The following is a 16,577-nucleotide window of genomic DNA, read 5'->3' on the forward strand; positions in this document are numbered from 1 at the left end:
CCGACAAGCGACAGACGAAAAAAAACGCAGCCAAGGCTGCGTTCTTTTTCGATTCAAACCCGGCAGGACCGGGACGAAGGCGCACCTCGACTACTGTCGCTGATCAGCGGTAGTAGTTCGCGGTGTCATAACCATGGCGCCTTTCCGTTCCTTATTGGGTTGAACCGGCTTTGCAACCGGCATTACCGCCAGGCTGCCTGTACTACATGATTCGTTGGTAGGCTCGATTGGACTCGAACCAACGACCCCCACCATGTCAAGGTGGTGCTCTAACCAGCTGAGCTACGAGCCTATTGCACTGCTTATACTGCTCACTACCGGCGGCGCCACCACTGCGCGCCGCCTTCCTGCCCTACCTTTTTACTACCTTCTACTGCATTCGTTGGTAGGCTCGATTGGACTCGAACCAACGACCCCCACCATGTCAAGGTGGTGCTCTAACCAGCTGAGCTACGAGCCTAGCGAAGCTGAAAGTATAACATCACTTTCTTTTCGCTTGCAACACCCCAACCACATCTTCTATCAAAGCGAGCGCGCGCTGGAGCTGGGTCGCCTCGGCGACCTCCGCCGTGAACTGCATCCGCGCGACGCCCTTGCTCGACAGCGTCTTCACGCCCGTGACATTGATCTTCTCGCGCGACAGCACCTCGGAGATGTCGCGCAGCAGGCCTTGGCGGTCGACCGCCTCCACGTGGATGTCGACGGGGTAGACGGCGTCACTCTTCTTGCCCCACTCCGTCTGGATCACGCGCTCGGGCGCGCGGGCCGATAACTGGAGGAAGGTCGGGCAGGTTCGGCGGTGAATGGAAACGCCGCGCCCGCGTGTGACGAAACCGACGATATCGTCGGGCGGCGCCGGCTTGCAGCAGCGCGACATCTGCGTCATCAGCGAATCGACCCCCACCACCAGCACGCCGCTCTTGGCGCCGCGCGCCACACTGGTGGCGCGGCTCTTCTTGGTAACGGCGTCCTCTTCGCTGATGTGCGGTTGCACCTCGCCGGCCGGATGGCGCAGCGCCTGCTCCACGTGGCGCAGGCTGAACTCCTCTTTGGCCACCGCCGCGAACAGCTCGTCCGGAGCCTTGAAACCGAGCCGCGCGGCCAGGTCGTCGAGGTTGACGGCGGTCTTGCCCTCGCGCTGCAGCGTCTTGTCGACCTGCGCGCGCCCCTGGGCGATGGTTTCCTGCGAGTCCAGCGCATTGAACCAGGCCCGCACCTTGGCGCGTGCGCGGCCGCTGGCGAGATAGCCCAGCTCGGGGTTGAGCCAGTCGCGCGACGGTCCGCCCTGCTTGACTGCCACCACCTCCACGGTCTGGCCGTTCTTCAGCGGCGTGTTCAGCGGCACCATGGCGCCGTCCACGCGCGCGCCACGGCAGCGATGGCCAAGGTCGGTGTGCAGGTAATAAGCGAAATCGACCGGCGTGGCGCCCTGCGGCAGCGCCACCACGCGTGCCTGCGGCGTCAGCACGTAGATGTGATCGTCGATCGCGGCATGCTTGAGCTGCTCCCAGGGGGAGTCCTCGTGCGCCACGGTGTGATCGGCATCATCCTTCCAGGCCAGCAGCTGACGCACCCAGGCGATCTTCTCGTCATAGCGCTCGTCCGCCGAGAACTGGCCGCTGTAGCCCCTGTTGCCGGCCTCCTTGTAGCGCCAGTGCGCCGCGACGCCGTACTCGGCGAAATGATGCATCTCCTGGGTGCGGATCTGCACCTCGAAGGCGCGCCCGTCGTCGCCGATCACCACCGTGTGCAGCGACTTGTAGCCATTGGGCTTGGGCCGCGAAATGTAGTCGTCGAACTCGCGCGGGATCGGCTGCCAGATGTGGTGCACGATGCCGAGCACCGCGTAGCAGTCCTTGATGTCGTCGACGATGACGCGGAAGGCACGCACATCGTAGAGGTCGGCGAAGTCCAGCTCCTTGCCGCGCATCTTCTTCCAGATGCTGAAGATGTGCTTGGGCCGGCCGCTGACATCGGCGCGGATCCCCGCCGCCGCCAGCTCCGCCTGCAGGCGCGCGATCGCGCTGGCGATGTAGCCCTCGCGCTCGATGCGCTTCTCGTCGAGCAGGCGCGCGATACGCTTGTAGGTGTCCGGCTGCTCGAAACGGAAAGCCAGATCTTCCAGCTCCCACTTCATCTGCCAGATGCCGAGCCGGTTGGCCAGCGGCGCGTAGATATCCAGCGTTTCGCGCGCCACGCCGGGCAGCGGCGCGCGCTTGGCCTGCGCCAGCCAGCGCAGTGTCTGCAGCCGTGACGCAAGGCGCACCAGCACCACGCGGATGTCCTGCGCAAACGCCAGCAGCATCTTGCGCAGCGCCTCCACCTGCTCGTGGCGCGCCTCGCCTTCGTTCTTGCCCGGCTCCTGCGCCTCGGCCTGCGTCACCGCGATCGCACCGATACGCAGCAACTGACGCACGCCCTTGACCAGGCGCGCCACTTCCTCGCCGAAATCGGCCTCGATGTCTGCCTCGCAACCCGGCACGTAGGCCGCCACCGGGAACAGGCAGGCGGCGGCGCGCGCCGCATCGTCCACGCGCAGGCCGTCGAGGATGCGCAGCATGCCTTCGGCATGCGACAGCACGCTTTCGCCGGTCGGCAGCTCCGCGCCGGCGCCCCGCGCACGCACGAAGGCGAGCGCGCGCACCACCAGGCCGGCGTCCGGCGTGCCGGCCACCTGGCCTGGAAGTTCCGTCGGTGTCACCATATCAACTGCACCTGCCTGCGCTCACTTGAGGGCGGCGGTCACCACCACTTCGATCAGGTAGTCGGGATTGGCCAGGCGCGCCTCCACGGTGGCTCGCGGGGGCGTGTTGCCCTGCGCCACCCAGGCGTCCCACACTTCGTTCATGGCGCCGATCTGGTCGACGTCCTTGAGGAAGATCTGGCACGAGAGGATGCGCGTCTTGTCGCTGCCCGCCTCCGCCAGCAGGCGGTCGATATGGCCCAGCACTTCCTGCGTCTGGCCGCGGATATCCGCCTCCGGTTCGACTTCCGGCACCTGGCCCGCGAGGTAGACCACGCCGTTGTAGACGGCATATTCGGAAAGGCGCTTGCCCACATGGGCACGTTTCAGTTCATTGTCGCTCATGCTTTATCACGCTTACGTTCTGCGGCGGCCGCCCGCGGACGGCCCGCCGCGACCTTGGATTCCATTGTCGTTGTCAGTTACTGCTTCCCGGCGCCAGCCCAGGTACCGTGGCAAGCGTCGCCTCAGGCCAGGAAGAATGCCCGCGCGAGGGCGATCTGCGCCGGGTCGATAAACGTCGGCGCATGCCCCACATCCGGCACCTCCACCGCGCTCACCTGGCGGCCACGCGCCTCCATCTCCGCCACGGTGTCGCGCAATAGCAGGTCCGACTGGGCGCCGCGCACCACCAGCAGCGGGGCCTGGATGGCTTCGAAAGCCCGCCACAGCGCCGCCTCGCCGGCCTGCACCATTTCGGGAGTGGTCTCACGGAAGGGAACGGCCAGCGACGGATCGTAATGCAAACCCCATTCCAGGCCCTGGGCACCCTGCAGCGGCTTCAGGATCGCGCCGTTCAGTTCGCGCCACTGCTCCGGCGTGTGGCGGCCGAAGGAGGCGCTGATGGTCTGCAGGTAGGCCAGCCCCTCCTCGAAGGTCTTGAAACGTACCGGCAGGCCGAGGTAGGCGCCGATGCGCTCGATCGCCGATGGCGCCACGCGCGGGCCGACATCATTGAGCAGCAGCTTGCGTACCGGCGACTTCGGCAAGCCGGCCAGCGCCATGCCGATCAGCCCGCCCATCGAAGTGCCGAACCAGTCGACCTGCTCGACGTTCAGGCGCGCGATCAGCGTCACCATGTCGGCCACGTACTGCGGCAGCACATAGCCATGCGGGTCGGCCAGCCAGTCGGAACGGCCTCGTCCCGCCACGTCGGGACAGACCACGCGGTAGTCACCGCACAGGGCACGGGCCAGCGCATCGAAATCGCGTCCGGTGCGGGTCAGTCCATGCACGCAGACCAGCACGCGCGGATTGGCGGCGTCCCCCCATTCGTGGTACGCCATGCGATGCAGGCCCGACGGGCTCAAGCACTGGACGAAGCCGAGGCGCGGGCTGGCGGACATCTGGACTCCCTGGCAAAGCGGCCCACAGCAGGATGCGGCACCGACGTTGAGCAAAACTGGATTGTACGCTCCGGCGGTTACAATGCCACAGCACTCGCAGCAGCAACCGACTTCTGCACGCCGGCATGCCGGCCGGCGCGCGACTTTCGATGGAGACTCCCATGCTTCAAGGCAAGACGGCGCTGGTCACGGGTTCCACCAGCGGCATCGGACTGGGCATCGCCCAGGCCCTGGCGGCGCAAGGCGCCAACATCATCGTCAACGGTTTCGGCGACGCCGACGGGGCCCGGCAGCAGATCGCGGCGGCCGGCCAAGGCATCCGCCTGGGCTACCACGGTGCCGACATGAGCAAGGCGTCGGAAATCGAGGACATGATGCGCTATGCCGAGGCGGAATTCGGCGGCGCCGACATCCTCGTCAACAATGCGGGCATCCAGCACGTCGCCAGCATCGAGGACTTCCCGCCCGAACGCTGGGACGCCATCATCGCCATCAACCTGACCTCGGCCTTCCATACCACGCGGCTGGCCCTGCCCGGCATGCGGCAGAAGAACTGGGGGCGCGTGATCAACATCGCCTCCACGCACGGCCTGGTCGCCTCGGCACAGAAGTCCGCCTACGTGGCCGCCAAGCACGGCATCGTCGGCCTGACCAAGGTGACCGCGCTGGAAACCGCGCAGACCGGCGTCACCGCCAACGCGATCTGCCCGGGCTGGGTGCTGACGCCGCTGGTGCAGAAGCAGGTGGAAGCGCGTGCCCAGCGCGACGGCATCAGCGTCGAACAGGCCAAGCGCGAACTCGTCATCGAGAAGCAGCCCTCGGGCCAGTTCGTCACGCCGGACGAACTGGGTGCGCTGGCGGTGTTCCTCGCCAGCGAAGCAGCGCGCCAGGTGCGCGGCGCGATCTGGAACATGGACGGCGGCTGGGTCGCGCAATGAGGCACGACGGCACTATGCGGCCGCGACGCCGGCGCCTGCTGCAGTCCCTGGCACTGGGCGTCGCCCTGAGTCCGCTGGCCACGCTGGCGCAAGGTCCGGCGCGCACGGCCATCACCGTTTACAAGAGCCCCTTGTGCGGCTGCTGCGAAGACTGGGTCAAGCACCTGCGCGACCACGGCTTCGCCGTCAGCACGCAGAACGTCGAGGACACCGGCCCGTGGCGCCAGCGCCTTGGCATGCCGGAGCGCTTCGCCTCCTGCCACACCGGCCTGGTGGCCGGCTACGCGATCGAAGGCCATGTGCCGGCGGCCGATATCCGGCGCCTGCTGGCCACACAGCCCAAGGCGGCCGGACTGGCGGTGCCGGCCATGCCGCTCGGTTCGCCCGGCATGGACCAGGGACCGCGCAAGGACCCTTACGACGTACTGCTGGTCAAGGCGGACGGTACCGCCACGGTCTTCGCCAGCTACAACAAGGCCAAGGCTTGATCCTGGCACCATGAAAAAACCCCGCGGCTGCGCACCGCGGGGTTTTTCTCATCGGGCCGGCGTCCGCGCGGGCGTGCCCCGCCGGGACGGGGCGGCCGGCACTCAGATTTCTTCGTACAGCGGCAGCGTCAGGAACTCGGCGAAGCCTTCCGAGGTGGACATCTGCTCGAAGATCTCGGCGGCACGGTCGTAGGTCTTGGTGTCGCCACCGACCGATGCCTTGACCTTGGCCAGCTCCTCGGGGATCGCCGCACGCACCATCTCGGCGGTCACCTTGCGGCCGTCTTCCAGCTTGCCCTTGGGCGAGCGGATCCACTGCCACACCTGCGAGCGTGAGATCTCGGCGGTGGCCGCGTCTTCCATCAGGTTGTGGATGGGGACGCAGCCGTTGCCGGCCAGCCAGGCACCCAGGTAGTGGATACCGACGTTGATGTTCATGCGCAGGCCGGCTTCGGTGATCGGCGTTTCGGGCTGGAAGTCCAGCAGGTCGGACGCCTTCACCTCGACGTCCGGGCGCTGCTTCTCGAACTGGTTGGGCTTGTCGCCCAGCACCGCCACGAACTCCTTCATGGCCGGCTCGACCAGGCCCGGGTGGGCCACCCAGCCACCGTCGTAGCCATCGGTCGCGTCGCGCTTCTTGTCGTTGATGATGCCCTGCATGGCGATGGCGTTCTTCTCCGGATCGTTCTTGATCGGGATCAGTGCGCTCATGCCGCCGATCGCGGGCGCGCCGCGCTTGTGGCAGGTCTTCAGCAGCAGCAGCGCATAGGCACGCATGAACGGCGAGGTCATCGTCACCTTGGCGCGGTCGGCCAGGCAGAAGTCCTTGTCGTTCTTGAACTTCTTGATGCAGGAGAAGATGTAGTCCCAGCGGCCGGCGTTCAGGCCCGCGCTGTGCTCGCGCAGTTCGTACAGGATCTCTTCCATCTCGAAGGCGGCGAGGATGGTCTCGATCAGCACGGTCGCCTTGACGGTGCCTTGCGGCAGGCCGATCTCGTTCTGCGCCATCACGAAGATGTCGTTCCACAGGCGCGCTTCCAGGTGGCTTTCCATCTTCGGCAGGTAGAAGAAGGGGCCGGCGCCGCGGGCGATCTGCTCCTTGGCGTTGTGGAACAGGAAGAGCGCGAAGTCGAAGATGCCGCCCGAGACGCGTTGGCCGTCGATGGTGACGTGCTTCTCGTCCAGGTGCCAGCCGCGCGGGCGCACCTGCAGCGTGGCAATCTTGTCGTTCAGCTTGTATTGCTTGCCGTTGGACTCCAGCGTCAGCGTGCGGCGCACGGCGGCCTTCAGGTTGACCTGGCCCTGCAGCTGGTTGTGCCAGTTCGGCGAGTTGGAGTCCTCGAAGTCCGTCATGTAGCTGTCGGCACCCGAGTTGAAGGCGTTGATCACCATCTTGGCCTCGACCGGGCCGGTGATCTCCACGCGGCGGCAGTGCAGTGCGGGCGGCACCGGCACGACCTTCCAGTCGCCTTCGCGGATGGCCTTGGTCTCGGGCAGGAAATCGGGGCGTTCGCCGGCGTCCAGGCGCTTGGCGCGCTCGACGCGCGCGGCCAGCAGTTGCTGGCGGCGCGGCTCGAAGGCGCGGTGCAGCTTGTCCACCAGGGCCAGCGCTTCCGGCGTGAGGATGTCTTCGTAGGCCGGCAGGATCTCGCCGGTAATCTTCATGCCCGCGGGCAGCGTGATAGCCATCAGTGTTCTCCTGTGATCGATGGGATGGTCGGGGTTGCCCGCTCTTACACCGCCACGCCGGCGGCGCGGACGAATGCGAGCAGGTCGTTCATGTCGTGCCCGGCACCGGAGGGCGATACGTCCAGCCGCTCCGGCGGATGGCCGGCACGATTGATCCAGAAAGTGGTGTAGCCGAACCAGGTGGCGCCGCAGGCATCCCACCCGTTCGACGACACGAACAGTATCTCCTGCGCCGCCAGGCCGAAGGCGGCAGGCGCCAGTCCGTAAGCGGCCGGCGCGGTCTTGTACAGGCGCACAGACTCGACCGACAGCACATGGTCGAACAATCCCTGCATGCCGGCGCTCTTGACCGAGATGTCCAGCATCTGCGGATTGCCGTTGGACAGGATGCCCAGCGGCAGGCCGGCTGCGCGCAGCCGCTTGAGCGCGCCCAGGTTCTCCGGGAATGCCGACAGGCAGGCGTACTCCTTCAGCAGTTGCGCTTCGGCGGCCTCGTCCAGGGACAGTTCGAGGCGCTCGGCGGCATAGCGCAGCGCATCCACGGTGAGGTCCCAGAAGGGCTTGTAGCGGGCGCCGTCCGGCGCGGCCAGGCTGCGGATGCGCGAATAGTCGATCTGGCGGTCGCGCCAGAGCAGCGCCAGCGCCTCTCCCTTGCCGGGGAACAGCTGCTCGGCACGCGCCGTGACGGAGTAAACGTCGAACAAGGTGCCGTAGGCATCGAAGACGACTGCGCGGATCTTGTTCATGGGCGGTATCAAGCGATATCGAAATGAGTCGGGCGGCTTGGCGGCGCTGCGTTCCGTGCGGCCCCTGACGCTGCGTGGGCCTGTACACGGTGGAATGCAGAAGATTGTATGAAAGCGCTGCACTGCGACAAAGACGAAGCGGGTCACTTGATCTTTTACTTTTGCAACACTAATCTGAGCGGGCGGAACCGATAATCCGCACCCAAAACTTCTCCACCGTTCGGCGCACGCCCCCTGGGGTGCCGCCATCGGCACTCACTGGCAGGTTTCGTGGATCATTTCAAGCAATTGGAGACCTTTGTCTCGGTCGCCTCGCGCGGCAGCCTGTCGGCGGCCGCCGCGGCCGAGGGCGTGGCGCCGGCCATCATCGGGCGCCGCATCGACGCGCTCGAGGAGCGTCTGGGGGTCAAGCTGCTGCTGCGCACCACGCGCAAGATCAGCCTGACCTTCGAGGGTTCGGCCTTCCTCGAGGACTGCCAGCGCATCCTCAACGACCTGCACAATGCCGAGGCCAGCGTCTCCGCCGGCGGCGTCAAGGCCAGCGGACACCTGCGCGTGACCGCCCCGGCCGGCTTCGGCCGCAAGCACGTGGCGCCGCTGGTACCGCTGTTCATCGAGTCCCACCCCGACGTCAGCATCACGCTGGACCTCTCCGACCGGCTGGTCGACCTCATCAATGAAGGCTTCGACTGCGCGATCCGCCTGGGCGACCTGCCCGACTCGAGCCTCGTCTCGATCCGGCTGGCAGAAAACCGCCGCGTGGTGGTGGCGTCGCCCGACTACCTGGCACGGCGCGGCGTGCCGCAGCAGCCGGAGGACCTGGCCCGCCACAATTGCCTGTCCTTCGGCGCCAGCGCCAACGTGCAGCGCGGCTGGGTATTCCAGCACAAGGAGCGTGCCGTCACCATCAAGGTCGGCGGCACCATGGAATGCACCGACGGCGCGGTGCTGCACAGCTGGTGCCTGCAGGGACACGGCCTGGCGTGGCGCTCCTGGTGGGAAGTGGGCGATGAGATCGCCAGTGGCCGGCTGGTGACCGTGCTCGATGAGTTCCAGGCGCCGCCGATCGGCATCCATGCGGTCTTCCCCCAGCGCAAGCACCTGCCGCTGCGGGTCCGCCTGTTCATCGACCACCTCAAGAACACCTACGGCAACCCCTCCTACTGGCGTCGCGCGGAGCTGGCCGGCAAGCCGATGGCCGCGGTCCAGGCGGTGGCCGGCTGAAGGGGCGCCGGCGGGGTGGCGTTCAAGGCATTGATCTAGCGCAATGCCGTACTCGCCACCCTGTCTACAATGAAAAGGAAGGAGTGCCTCCCGGCCTGCGGGCGGGCGCCCCTGCCCGGACCGCCCCGGCCTGCGCCAGGATCGCGGCACCGGCACCCGTCCTGACTATCGCCCCCTAAAGGAGGAGCCTCGTATGTTCAAGCACATCCTGCTGCCGACCGACGGTTCGGAACTCTCGAAGAAGGCCATCAACGGCGGCCTGGAACTGGCCAAGGCGATCGGCGCGCGCGTCACCGCCTATGTCTGCCTGGAGGAGTATCCCTACACCCCCTTCAGCGAGATCGTGGTGGAAGCGCCGCAGGCCTTCAAAGACCGCATCGAGAACCAGGCCAGGCTGTACCTGAAGGAAGTCGAAACGGCCGCGGCAGCGGCAGGCATTCCCTTCGATTCCGACATGACCACCTTCGCCGTGCCCTACCTCGGCATCATCGATGCCGCGGAACGCCATGGCTGCGACGTCATCCTGATGGCCTCGCACGGCCGGCGCGGCCTGTCCGGCCTGCTGCTCGGAAGCGAGACGCAGAAGGTGCTGACGCACAGCGAGATCCCGGTCATCGTCTATCGCTGAGCCCCGCTCGCCGCCGCATCACCGGATCGCCGGCACGATCGCCGGCAGACATGGAAAGAAGGCCGCACCGTGGCACGGTGCGGCCTTTTTCACCTGCAGGGACGACGGCGCTCAGCCGGCCTTGCGGATGCGGTCTTCGATATGCTTGGCGCGGTCGTCCGAGCCAGGATGCGACGAGAACATGCTCGACTTGCCACCGTCGAGCTTGGCCAGCTTCTGGAAGGCGGTCACGAGGCCGCGCGTGTTGGCCTTGTTCTTGCTCAGCAGGTCGAAGGAGTAATCGTCGGCCGCGCTTTCCTGCGTCTGCGAGAACTGCGCGTTGACCAGGGCCTCGCCCAGCTCGCCGAGCTGCGAGTTCGACAGCGCTGCCGCGGCGCCATTGCCGGACGCCGCCAGCGCGCCGCGCGCTGCCATCGCCGTATAGGCCACCTGCATCTTGTTCTTGGTGTGGCCCAGCGCTACGTGGCCCAGTTCATGGCCCAGCACGCCACGTACCTCATCGTCGGTCATCATGTCCATCAGCCCGCTGTAGACACGGACGCAGCCGTTGGCCATCGCCCAGGCGTTCACGTCCTTGGTCAGGTAGACCTTGGCATTGACGTTGGAGACGTCGGCGGTGGTCAGGCCGGTCATGATCTTGGCCAGGCGCTTGCCATAAGCGCTGTTCGCGGCGGCGATCTTGCTGGTCTTGTCCGATTCGGCGCACGCCTGGTCGGACAGGCTCTTGACATCGGCGTCGCTGAGAGTGGCTGCCTTCAGCAGCGCACTGCCGGCGCCCACCATGCCGTTCACATCGGTGCCGGCGCAAGCGCTCAACATGACTGCGGCAGCCGCCGCGGCCAGGATTGCGGGAGTCTTCATGGTTCTAGGCCCTGGAGAGTGCAGGCATCCGCACCCATCGGTACGAAGCGGCCTGCTTATTGTGGTATATGTGCGCAAAGATGCGCACAAGAGGATACCCCTGGCGCCACAGAATCGAAACCCGATACCTTGAATTGTTGCAAATTGTGACAATTACCAAAATCATCACAATCGCCCGAGCCCGGCCAGCGCGGGACGGCGCGCGATACATCAAAAAAAACCGCGCCGTCCTGAGAGAGACACGGCGCGGCGCCCAAAAAGGAAACGCGATGGTCGCGCGCTCCCTGGCGTGGCAGGCGGATGCACCAGGCATCCGGCCACTGTGTGGTGATGATCGGCTGCGGAAAGTCAGGCGACCTTCTTCTTGTCCTCGAAGAACTGCTCGTCCTCGGTCGAGCCCTTCAGCGCGGTGGTCGACGACTGGCCGCCTTCGATGGTCTGGGTCACGGCGTCAAAGTAGCCGGTACCGACTTCGCGCTGGTGCTTGACGGCGGTGAAGCCCTTCTCGGCGGCGGCGAATTCGTTCTCCTGCAGTTCGACGAAGGCGCTCATCTGGTTGCGGGCATAGCCGTAGGCGAGGTTGAACATCGAGTAGTTCAGCGAATGGAAGCCGGCCAGCGTGATGAACTGGAACTTGTAGCCCATCGCGCCCAGTTCCTTCTGGAACTTGGCGATGGTGGCATCGTCCAGGTTCTTCTTCCAGTTGAATGAGGGCGAGCAATTGTAGGCCAGCAGCTTGCCCGGGAACCTGGCGTGCACGGCCTCGGCGAATTTCTTGGCGAATTCCAGGTCCGGTTTGCCGGTTTCGCACCACACCAGATCGGCTACTTCGGCGTAGGCCAGGGCACGGGCGATCGACTGCTCGATGCCGGCACGGGTACGGTAGAAGCCTTCGACGGTGCGCTCACCGGTGCAGAAGGGCTTGTCGCGATCATCCACGTCGGAGGTCAGCAGGTCGGCGGCCTCCGCGTCGGTACGGGCGATCACCAGGGTCGGCACGCCCGACACGTCGGCGGCCAGGCGCGCGGCGGTCAGCTTGGCGACGGCCTCGCGGGTCGGCACCAGCACCTTGCCGCCCATATGGCCGCACTTCTTCACGGAAGCCAGCTGGTCTTCGAAGTGCACGCCGGCGGCGCCGGCTTCGATCATGGACTTCATCAGTTCGAAAGCGTTCAGCACGCCGCCGAATCCGGCCTCCGCATCGGCCACGATCGGCGCGAAGAAGTCGGTGTCGCCCTTGCCTTCGCTCCATTGGATCTGGTCGGCACGCTGGAAAGTGTTGTTGATGCGCTTGACCACCATCGGCACCGAGTTGGCCGGATACAGCGATTGGTCGGGGTACATTTCACCGGCCAGGTTGGCATCGCCGGCGACCTGCCAGCCCGACAGGTAGATGGCCTTGAGGCCTGCCTTGACCTGCTGCATGGCCTGGTTGCCGGTCAACGCGCCCAGCGTGTTGACGAAGGGCTCGGTGTTCAGCAGGTGCCACAGCTTTTCGGCACCGCGGCGGGCCAGGGTGTGCTCGATCTGCACGGAGCCGCGCAGGCGCACCACGTCCTCGGCGCTGAAGTTGCGCTTGATGCCTTTCCAGCGGGGGTTGGTTTCCCAGTCATTCTGCAGTTTCTGCGCTTCGAGTTCGCGGGACATGTTCGCTCTCCAATGACGTTTGAGGGTATGGCGAAGAAAACTCGTTGGATCGGCGCGGGGCGCCCGCCTGCCGTCCGACCTGCCGCCCCGCATCCGTTGGCGCTGATGGCCAGCCAGCGGTGCCTGTTCCGAGCGCCAGGTCATGTGTCTTATATAAGAGTTTAGAAAACCATCCCGCGCCGCAACAAGCGTCATAGGTGTCAAACAGACAGTTTTATTTTTTATAAAAATCAAATAGTTAAAGAAATCATTCCATGATATGGCAAGCAGTCCTCCATCATGAGATAGGACGCCAGCACCGTGCATCCGTGCATTTTTGCCGAACAGAACCTCATTTCATATCGCAAAAAAACGAGGTACCAGTCAAGCCGCTCGCTGCACATGCGCGGCAAGCAGCGCGGCACTCGCCTCGGCGCCCTCGATATGCTCGACGAACTCATGCACCATCGCGGCCATGCCGGCAGGGTCGGACAGCGGCAGCCAATGCCGCGCCTCGACTTCGCGCCGCCATAGCGACGGCACCCAGCGCGGCAGCTTGTCGAAAAGTGCGGGACGCACATAGCGGTCGAGCGTCGGCACGATCAATTGCACCGGTGCATGGGCGTAGCGCTGGCGCGGCGCCCGCAGGCGCGGCAGGAAATTGGCGCGGTACAGTGCCGCGCCGCGGCAGCCGTCTTCGGCCTGGGTGGGACTGGCGCCGACCTCGACCCGCTCGCTCAGGCGCAGATAGCGCGACCAGTGACGTCCGAGCCAGGTCCGCCAGTTCCATTCAGGCAGCCAGGGCAGATGGAAGAAGAGGATGTACCAGGACGCCATCAGTTGGCGCAACGAGGCCAACAGCGCACCCGGCGTGGGGCGCCCGGCCTGCTCGCGCAGCGCCAGGCTGACGTGATCCAGGCACGGCCCGGAGCAGGACGTGAAGGAGGCGATGCGCCCGCGCAGGCGCGCATCGGTGACGAATTCCCAGCTCTGGATCGAGCCCCAGTCATGGCCCACCAGATGCACCGGCCCCTGTGGCGACACGGCATCCAGCACAGCGATGAAATCGTCGGCCAGGCATTGCAGGCGGTAGCCATCGCGCCCCGCCGGAGCGCCGGAGGCCCCGGCGCCGCGCACATCGTAGACGACCACCTCGAAAGCGCTCGACAGGCAGGCCGCCACGCCATCCCAGACATGGCTGTTGTCCGGGTATCCATGCACCAGCACCACCACGGGACACCCCGGACGCTCCCAGATGCGGCCGGCCAGGCGCACGTCGCCCGACATCACGGCAAAGGCCCGCGCGGCGGCGATGCGGACACCGCCTGGCGCGCCTTGGCCGGGCGGCCCGGCCGCCGGGGAAGGCTTCGGTTCCTTAAGCGGCACGAAGGCGGGAGTAGAAGGTGGGGGCATGGGCTTCCTTTACATCAACGGATGTCAGGGTTGCCCATGCTAACCGGAAGGCGGCCGGGCAGGCAGCCCGGACAGCCGTTTGAAACGGATCGGTCGTTGCGGCGCCGCCGGTGCCGCCGACAGACGAAGCGTCAGGCGGGTGCTTGGTCGCGCGCGCGCCGGTAGGTCACCCAGTCACCGCTCTCGATGCGCGGCAGCGCGGCGGCAGCCGCGGCGTCGACCGGATAGATCAGGCAGTCCAGCGGCGCCCCGCCGGGGCGCGCTACCGGCATGGTGGTGCGCACGAACAGCGTGGCCTGGCCGGGATAGACCTCCTCGATCTCGTCGAGCACCGGCACCAGCGCCTCGTCGACCTCGTAGATATCGCCCAGCACCGCTCCCGCGGCGCCGTCGGCGACCAGCCCGGGATAGCTGCCGAAGTCATAGAGACGGCCCGCCACCGTGCCGCTGCCCAGGCAGCGCGGCGCGGCGATGCCATGGCGTGCCGCAGCGGTATTCAGATCGTTGACCTCGCCGGCGCGCAAGGTTCCATAGACGAAGACCAGCGGCATCTTCAGCCTGCATGGAGGGGCTTGTCGGCAACCAGCACGCCGTCGGCATCCGCATAGACCCAGTCGCCGGGATGCACCACGCCGCCCGGCATCTGTACGGCGACCTCACGCTCGCCGACGTTGCGCTTCTGGCTCTTCTGCGGATGCACGGCCAGCGCCCGCACGCCCACCTCGCAGGCATTGAGTTCGTCGGTATCGCGCACGCAGCCGTTGACCACGATGCCCACCCAGCCATTCTTGTCGGCAAGCTGGCCCAGGTTGCCGCCGACCAGCGCGCAGCGCAGAGAGCCGCCGCCGTCGACCACCAGCACGCGGCCCTCGCCCGGTGTCTCCAGGACCGCGCGCACCAGCGAGTTGTCCTCGAAGACCTTGAGCGTGGCGGCCTGCCCCGCGAACGTGGCGCGCTTGCCGAGCTGCCGCGCGAACACGGGCGCCAGCACGCGCAGCGTGCCGGCGGCGATGGCCGGCTCGTTGGCGTCGCACAGGTCGGTGGTGGCGAATATCATGGGTAACTCCTGGACTTGGTTGAAGGAATGCGGTGGCGGCGCATGCCCGCGCCACTCATTGGCCGCCGCGGCCGGCGGCGAGTGCCTGCGCACGGATCGCCGACAGGGTCGTGCGTGGCGTGATTGCATCCGGGTCGACGCGGACCTCGATCAATGCCGGGCGCCCCGCCGCCAGTGCTTCGCGCAGGGCAGGCTCGAAGGCGCTGGTCTCGGTCACGAGGACGCCGTGCGCGCCGTAGGCTCGCGCCAGCGCGGCGAAGTCCGGGTTGTGCAGCTCGGTGCCGCTGACATGGGCCGGGTACTCGCGCTCCTGGTGCATGCGGATGGTGCCGTACATGCCGTTGTTGACCACGATGAAGACCACGGCGGCGCCGTACTGCACGGCCGTGGCCAGTTCCTGGCCGTTCATCAGGAAACAGCCGTCGCCGGCCAGCGCCACCACCGTGCGCTGCGGGAAGGCGATCTTGGCCCCGACCGCGGCGGGCACGCCGTAGCCCATGGCACCGCTGGTCGGCGCGAGCTGGCCGCGACCGCCGGCGCGGAAGGGGCGATAGCGGAAATAGCGGTGCAGCCAGCTGGCGTAATTGCCCGCACCATTGGTCACCACAGCATCGTCGGGCAGCACGCGGTCCAGGGTACGCACCACTTCGGCCATGTCCACGCCTGCGTGCGCAGCGCCCGCCTCGGCCGCCGGCGGCACGCGATAGCGCTCGTAGTCGGCATGGGCCGCCTCGGTCCAGGCACGCCAGCGCGCCGCCACCGGCGGCTCGAGGCGCGCCAGGCGCGCGGCGATGGCCGGCATCGAGGCCTGCACCATCAGGTCGGCCTGGTACACGCTGCCCAGTTCCTCGGCGCCCGCGTGCACGTGGATCAGCGTCTGCGTTGGTCGCGGCGCCCGCACCAGGGTATAGCCACCGGTGGTCATCTCGCCCAGGCGCGGCCCGACCGCCAGCAACAGGTCGGCGCCGCGGATCCGTTCCGCGAGCGCGGGATTGATGCCGATGCCGACGTCGCCCGCATAGTTGGGATGGCGGTTGTCGAACAGGTCCTGCCCGCGGAAGGCGCAGCCCACCGGCAGCGCAAAGCGCTCCGCGAACTGTTCCATCTGGGCGCAGGCCTCGGGCGTCCAGCCGCTGCCGCCCAGCAGCAGGAAGGGACGCTCGGCGCCGGCCAGCAGGCTGGCCAGGCGCGCCAGCTCGGCTTCGCCGGGCCAGCTCATGACACGCTGGTAGGGCGCGGGCAGGGCCGCCGCGGCGTGCCGGGTCAACATGTCCTCGGGCAGCGCCAGAACGACCGGCCCCGGGCGGCCGGCGGTCGCGGTCTGGTAGGCGCGCGCCACATACTCCGGAATGCGCTCCACCCGGTCGACCTGCGCCACCCACTTGGCCATCTGGCCGAACATGCGGCGATAGTCGATTTCCTGGAAGGCTTCGCGGTCCATGAAGTCGGTGCCGACCTGGCCGATGAACAAGATCATCGGCGTCGAATCCTGGAAAGCCGTGTGGACGCCGATGCTGGCATTGGTCGCCCCTGGCCCGCGCGTGCAGAAGGCCAGGCCAGGCTGGCCGGTCAGCTTGCCGTAGGCTTCGGCCATCACGGCCGCCCCGCCCTCCTGCCGGCAGACGATGAAACGCATCTGCTCGCGGCGCCGGTGGAAGCCATCGAGCACGGCCAGGTAGCTTTCGCCCGGCACGCCGAAGGCCAGGCGTGCGCCCTGGGCCAGCAGGGTGTCGACCAGCAGGTGGCCACCCAGTTCGGCGGATGGCGAGGAAACAGCGGGATCAGCGGGAGCAGGAGCGGGAATCGGCTGGGACATGA

15 protein-coding genes and 2 tRNA genes are annotated in these 16,577 nt (G+C 66.8%); 4 read left to right on the forward strand and 13 right to left on the reverse strand.

The window, feature by feature from the left end; translation table 11 throughout:
* Positions 1-215: 215 nt before the first annotated feature.
* The 5 genes from BKK80_RS14050 to BKK80_RS14070 all read right to left on the reverse strand — a co-directional run bounded on the left by BKK80_RS14050 (position 216) and on the right by BKK80_RS14070 (position 4,089).
* Positions 216-292: transfer RNA gene (locus BKK80_RS14050), tRNA-Val, on the reverse strand.
* Between the two features lie 91 nt (positions 293-383).
* A tRNA-Val gene (locus BKK80_RS14055) sits at positions 384-460 on the reverse strand.
* 21 nt (positions 461-481) lie between these two features.
* On the reverse strand, positions 482-2,704 hold the full coding sequence (locus tag BKK80_RS14060; protein WP_071013616.1) for a RelA/SpoT family protein: 2,223 nt from the start codon (positions 2,702-2,704) through the stop codon (positions 482-484).
* A 21-nt stretch (positions 2,705-2,725) separates the two neighbouring features.
* Positions 2,726-3,088, reverse strand: a complete 363-nt coding sequence (locus BKK80_RS14065) for a RidA family protein (protein ID WP_071013619.1) — start codon at positions 3,086-3,088, stop codon at positions 2,726-2,728.
* A gap of 122 nt (positions 3,089-3,210) precedes the next feature.
* Positions 3,211-4,089, reverse strand: a complete 879-nt coding sequence (locus tag BKK80_RS14070) for an alpha/beta fold hydrolase (RefSeq protein ID WP_071013620.1) — start codon at positions 4,087-4,089, stop codon at positions 3,211-3,213.
* A gap of 161 nt (positions 4,090-4,250) precedes the next feature.
* On the opposite strand from BKK80_RS14070, the gene BKK80_RS14075 reads away from it, so the two are divergent.
* Together BKK80_RS14075 and BKK80_RS14080 are read left to right on the forward strand one after the other, a co-directional pair.
* Entirely contained in the window at positions 4,251-5,027 is a 777-nt protein-coding gene (locus BKK80_RS14075) for a 3-hydroxybutyrate dehydrogenase (protein WP_071070017.1), read from the forward strand.
* Positions 5,028-5,041: 14 nt separating this feature from the next.
* Positions 5,042-5,515: a DUF411 domain-containing protein gene (locus BKK80_RS14080; RefSeq protein ID WP_071013626.1), complete on the forward strand. Its 474-nt coding sequence runs from the start codon at positions 5,042-5,044 to the stop codon at positions 5,513-5,515.
* Positions 5,516-5,617: 102 nt separating this feature from the next.
* On the opposite strand, the gene aceB is transcribed toward BKK80_RS14080, so the two are convergent.
* Positions 5,618-7,204 (reverse strand): malate synthase A, encoded by a 1,587-nt coding sequence (aceB, locus tag BKK80_RS14085; protein WP_071013628.1) that lies wholly within the window; start codon positions 7,202-7,204, stop codon positions 5,618-5,620.
* Positions 7,205-7,248: 44 nt separating this feature from the next.
* Entirely contained in the window at positions 7,249-7,950 is a 702-nt protein-coding gene (locus BKK80_RS14090) for a haloacid dehalogenase type II (protein WP_071038232.1), read from the reverse strand.
* A 270-nt stretch (positions 7,951-8,220) separates the two neighbouring features.
* Here BKK80_RS14090 and BKK80_RS14095 point away from each other — a divergent pair, with 270 nt between their 5' ends.
* Positions 8,221-9,174, forward strand: a complete 954-nt coding sequence (locus tag BKK80_RS14095; protein ID WP_071013634.1) for a LysR family transcriptional regulator — start codon at positions 8,221-8,223, stop codon at positions 9,172-9,174.
* Between the two features lie 193 nt (positions 9,175-9,367).
* Positions 9,368-9,802, forward strand: coding sequence for a universal stress protein (locus BKK80_RS14100; protein WP_071070019.1), 435 nt, complete (start codon positions 9,368-9,370; stop codon positions 9,800-9,802).
* Between the two features lie 111 nt (positions 9,803-9,913).
* Here the strand turns inward: BKK80_RS14100 and loiP are convergent, their stop codons facing one another.
* The 6 genes from loiP to BKK80_RS14130 all read right to left on the reverse strand — a co-directional run bounded on the left by loiP (position 9,914) and on the right by BKK80_RS14130 (position 16,575).
* The gene (gene loiP / locus BKK80_RS14105) at positions 9,914-10,663 is read right to left on the reverse strand and encodes a metalloprotease LoiP (protein ID WP_083384109.1); all 750 of its coding nucleotides are present in this window, start codon (positions 10,661-10,663) and stop codon (positions 9,914-9,916) included.
* Positions 10,664-11,011: 348 nt separating this feature from the next.
* The gene (gene aceA, locus BKK80_RS14110; RefSeq protein WP_071038231.1) at positions 11,012-12,310 is read right to left on the reverse strand and encodes an isocitrate lyase; all 1,299 of its coding nucleotides are present in this window, start codon (positions 12,308-12,310) and stop codon (positions 11,012-11,014) included.
* A gap of 363 nt (positions 12,311-12,673) precedes the next feature.
* On the reverse strand, positions 12,674-13,702 hold the full coding sequence (locus BKK80_RS14115; protein ID WP_084545591.1) for an alpha/beta fold hydrolase: 1,029 nt from the start codon (positions 13,700-13,702) through the stop codon (positions 12,674-12,676).
* Positions 13,703-13,833: 131 nt separating this feature from the next.
* Positions 13,834-14,253: a gamma-glutamylcyclotransferase family protein gene (locus BKK80_RS14120; RefSeq protein ID WP_071070022.1), complete on the reverse strand. Its 420-nt coding sequence runs from the start codon at positions 14,251-14,253 to the stop codon at positions 13,834-13,836.
* 2 nt (positions 14,254-14,255) lie between these two features.
* Positions 14,256-14,759 carry a ribonuclease E activity regulator RraA gene (rraA, locus tag BKK80_RS14125; protein ID WP_071070024.1) on the reverse strand — a complete coding sequence of 168 codons (504 nt, stop codon included), beginning with the start codon at positions 14,757-14,759 and terminating at the stop codon, positions 14,256-14,258.
* Between the two features lie 55 nt (positions 14,760-14,814).
* Positions 14,815-16,575 (reverse strand): thiamine pyrophosphate-binding protein, encoded by a 1,761-nt coding sequence (locus BKK80_RS14130; protein ID WP_071070026.1) that lies wholly within the window; start codon positions 16,573-16,575, stop codon positions 14,815-14,817.
* Between the last annotated feature and the right edge of the window lie 2 nt (positions 16,576-16,577).

The sequence above is a fragment of the Cupriavidus malaysiensis genome, from assembly GCF_001854325.1.
Lineage (GTDB): Bacteria > Pseudomonadota > Gammaproteobacteria > Burkholderiales > Burkholderiaceae > Cupriavidus > Cupriavidus malaysiensis.

Bases quoted from the DNA above. Each gene is read 5' to 3' on its own strand.
- BKK80_RS14115 (WP_084545591.1), bottom strand. From the start codon at position 13,702: ATGCCCCCACCTTCTACTCCCGCCTTCGTGCCGCTTAAGGAACCGAAG.
- BKK80_RS14065 (WP_071013619.1), bottom strand. From the start codon at position 3,088: ATGAGCGACAATGAACTGAAACGTGCCCATGTGGGCAAGCGCCTTTCC.
- aceA (WP_071038231.1), bottom strand. From the start codon at position 12,310: ATGTCCCGCGAACTCGAAGCGCAGAAACTGCAGAATGACTGGGAAACC.
- rraA (WP_071070024.1), bottom strand. From the start codon at position 14,759: ATGATATTCGCCACCACCGACCTGTGCGACGCCAACGAGCCGGCCATC.
- BKK80_RS14080 (WP_071013626.1), top strand. From the start codon at position 5,042: ATGCGGCCGCGACGCCGGCGCCTGCTGCAGTCCCTGGCACTGGGCGTC.
- BKK80_RS14075 (WP_071070017.1), top strand. From the start codon at position 4,251: ATGCTTCAAGGCAAGACGGCGCTGGTCACGGGTTCCACCAGCGGCATC.
- BKK80_RS14090 (WP_071038232.1), bottom strand. From the start codon at position 7,950: ATGAACAAGATCCGCGCAGTCGTCTTCGATGCCTACGGCACCTTGTTC.
- BKK80_RS14060 (WP_071013616.1), bottom strand. From the start codon at position 2,704: ATGGTGACACCGACGGAACTTCCAGGCCAGGTGGCCGGCACGCCGGAC.
- aceB (WP_071013628.1), bottom strand. From the start codon at position 7,204: ATGGCTATCACGCTGCCCGCGGGCATGAAGATTACCGGCGAGATCCTG.
- BKK80_RS14120 (WP_071070022.1), bottom strand. From the start codon at position 14,253: ATGCCGCTGGTCTTCGTCTATGGAACCTTGCGCGCCGGCGAGGTCAAC.
- BKK80_RS14100 (WP_071070019.1), top strand. From the start codon at position 9,368: ATGTTCAAGCACATCCTGCTGCCGACCGACGGTTCGGAACTCTCGAAG.
- BKK80_RS14130 (WP_071070026.1), bottom strand. From the start codon at position 16,575: ATGTCCCAGCCGATTCCCGCTCCTGCTCCCGCTGATCCCGCTGTTTCC.
- BKK80_RS14070 (WP_071013620.1), bottom strand. From the start codon at position 4,089: ATGTCCGCCAGCCCGCGCCTCGGCTTCGTCCAGTGCTTGAGCCCGTCG.
- loiP (WP_083384109.1), bottom strand. From the start codon at position 10,663: ATGAAGACTCCCGCAATCCTGGCCGCGGCGGCTGCCGCAGTCATGTTG.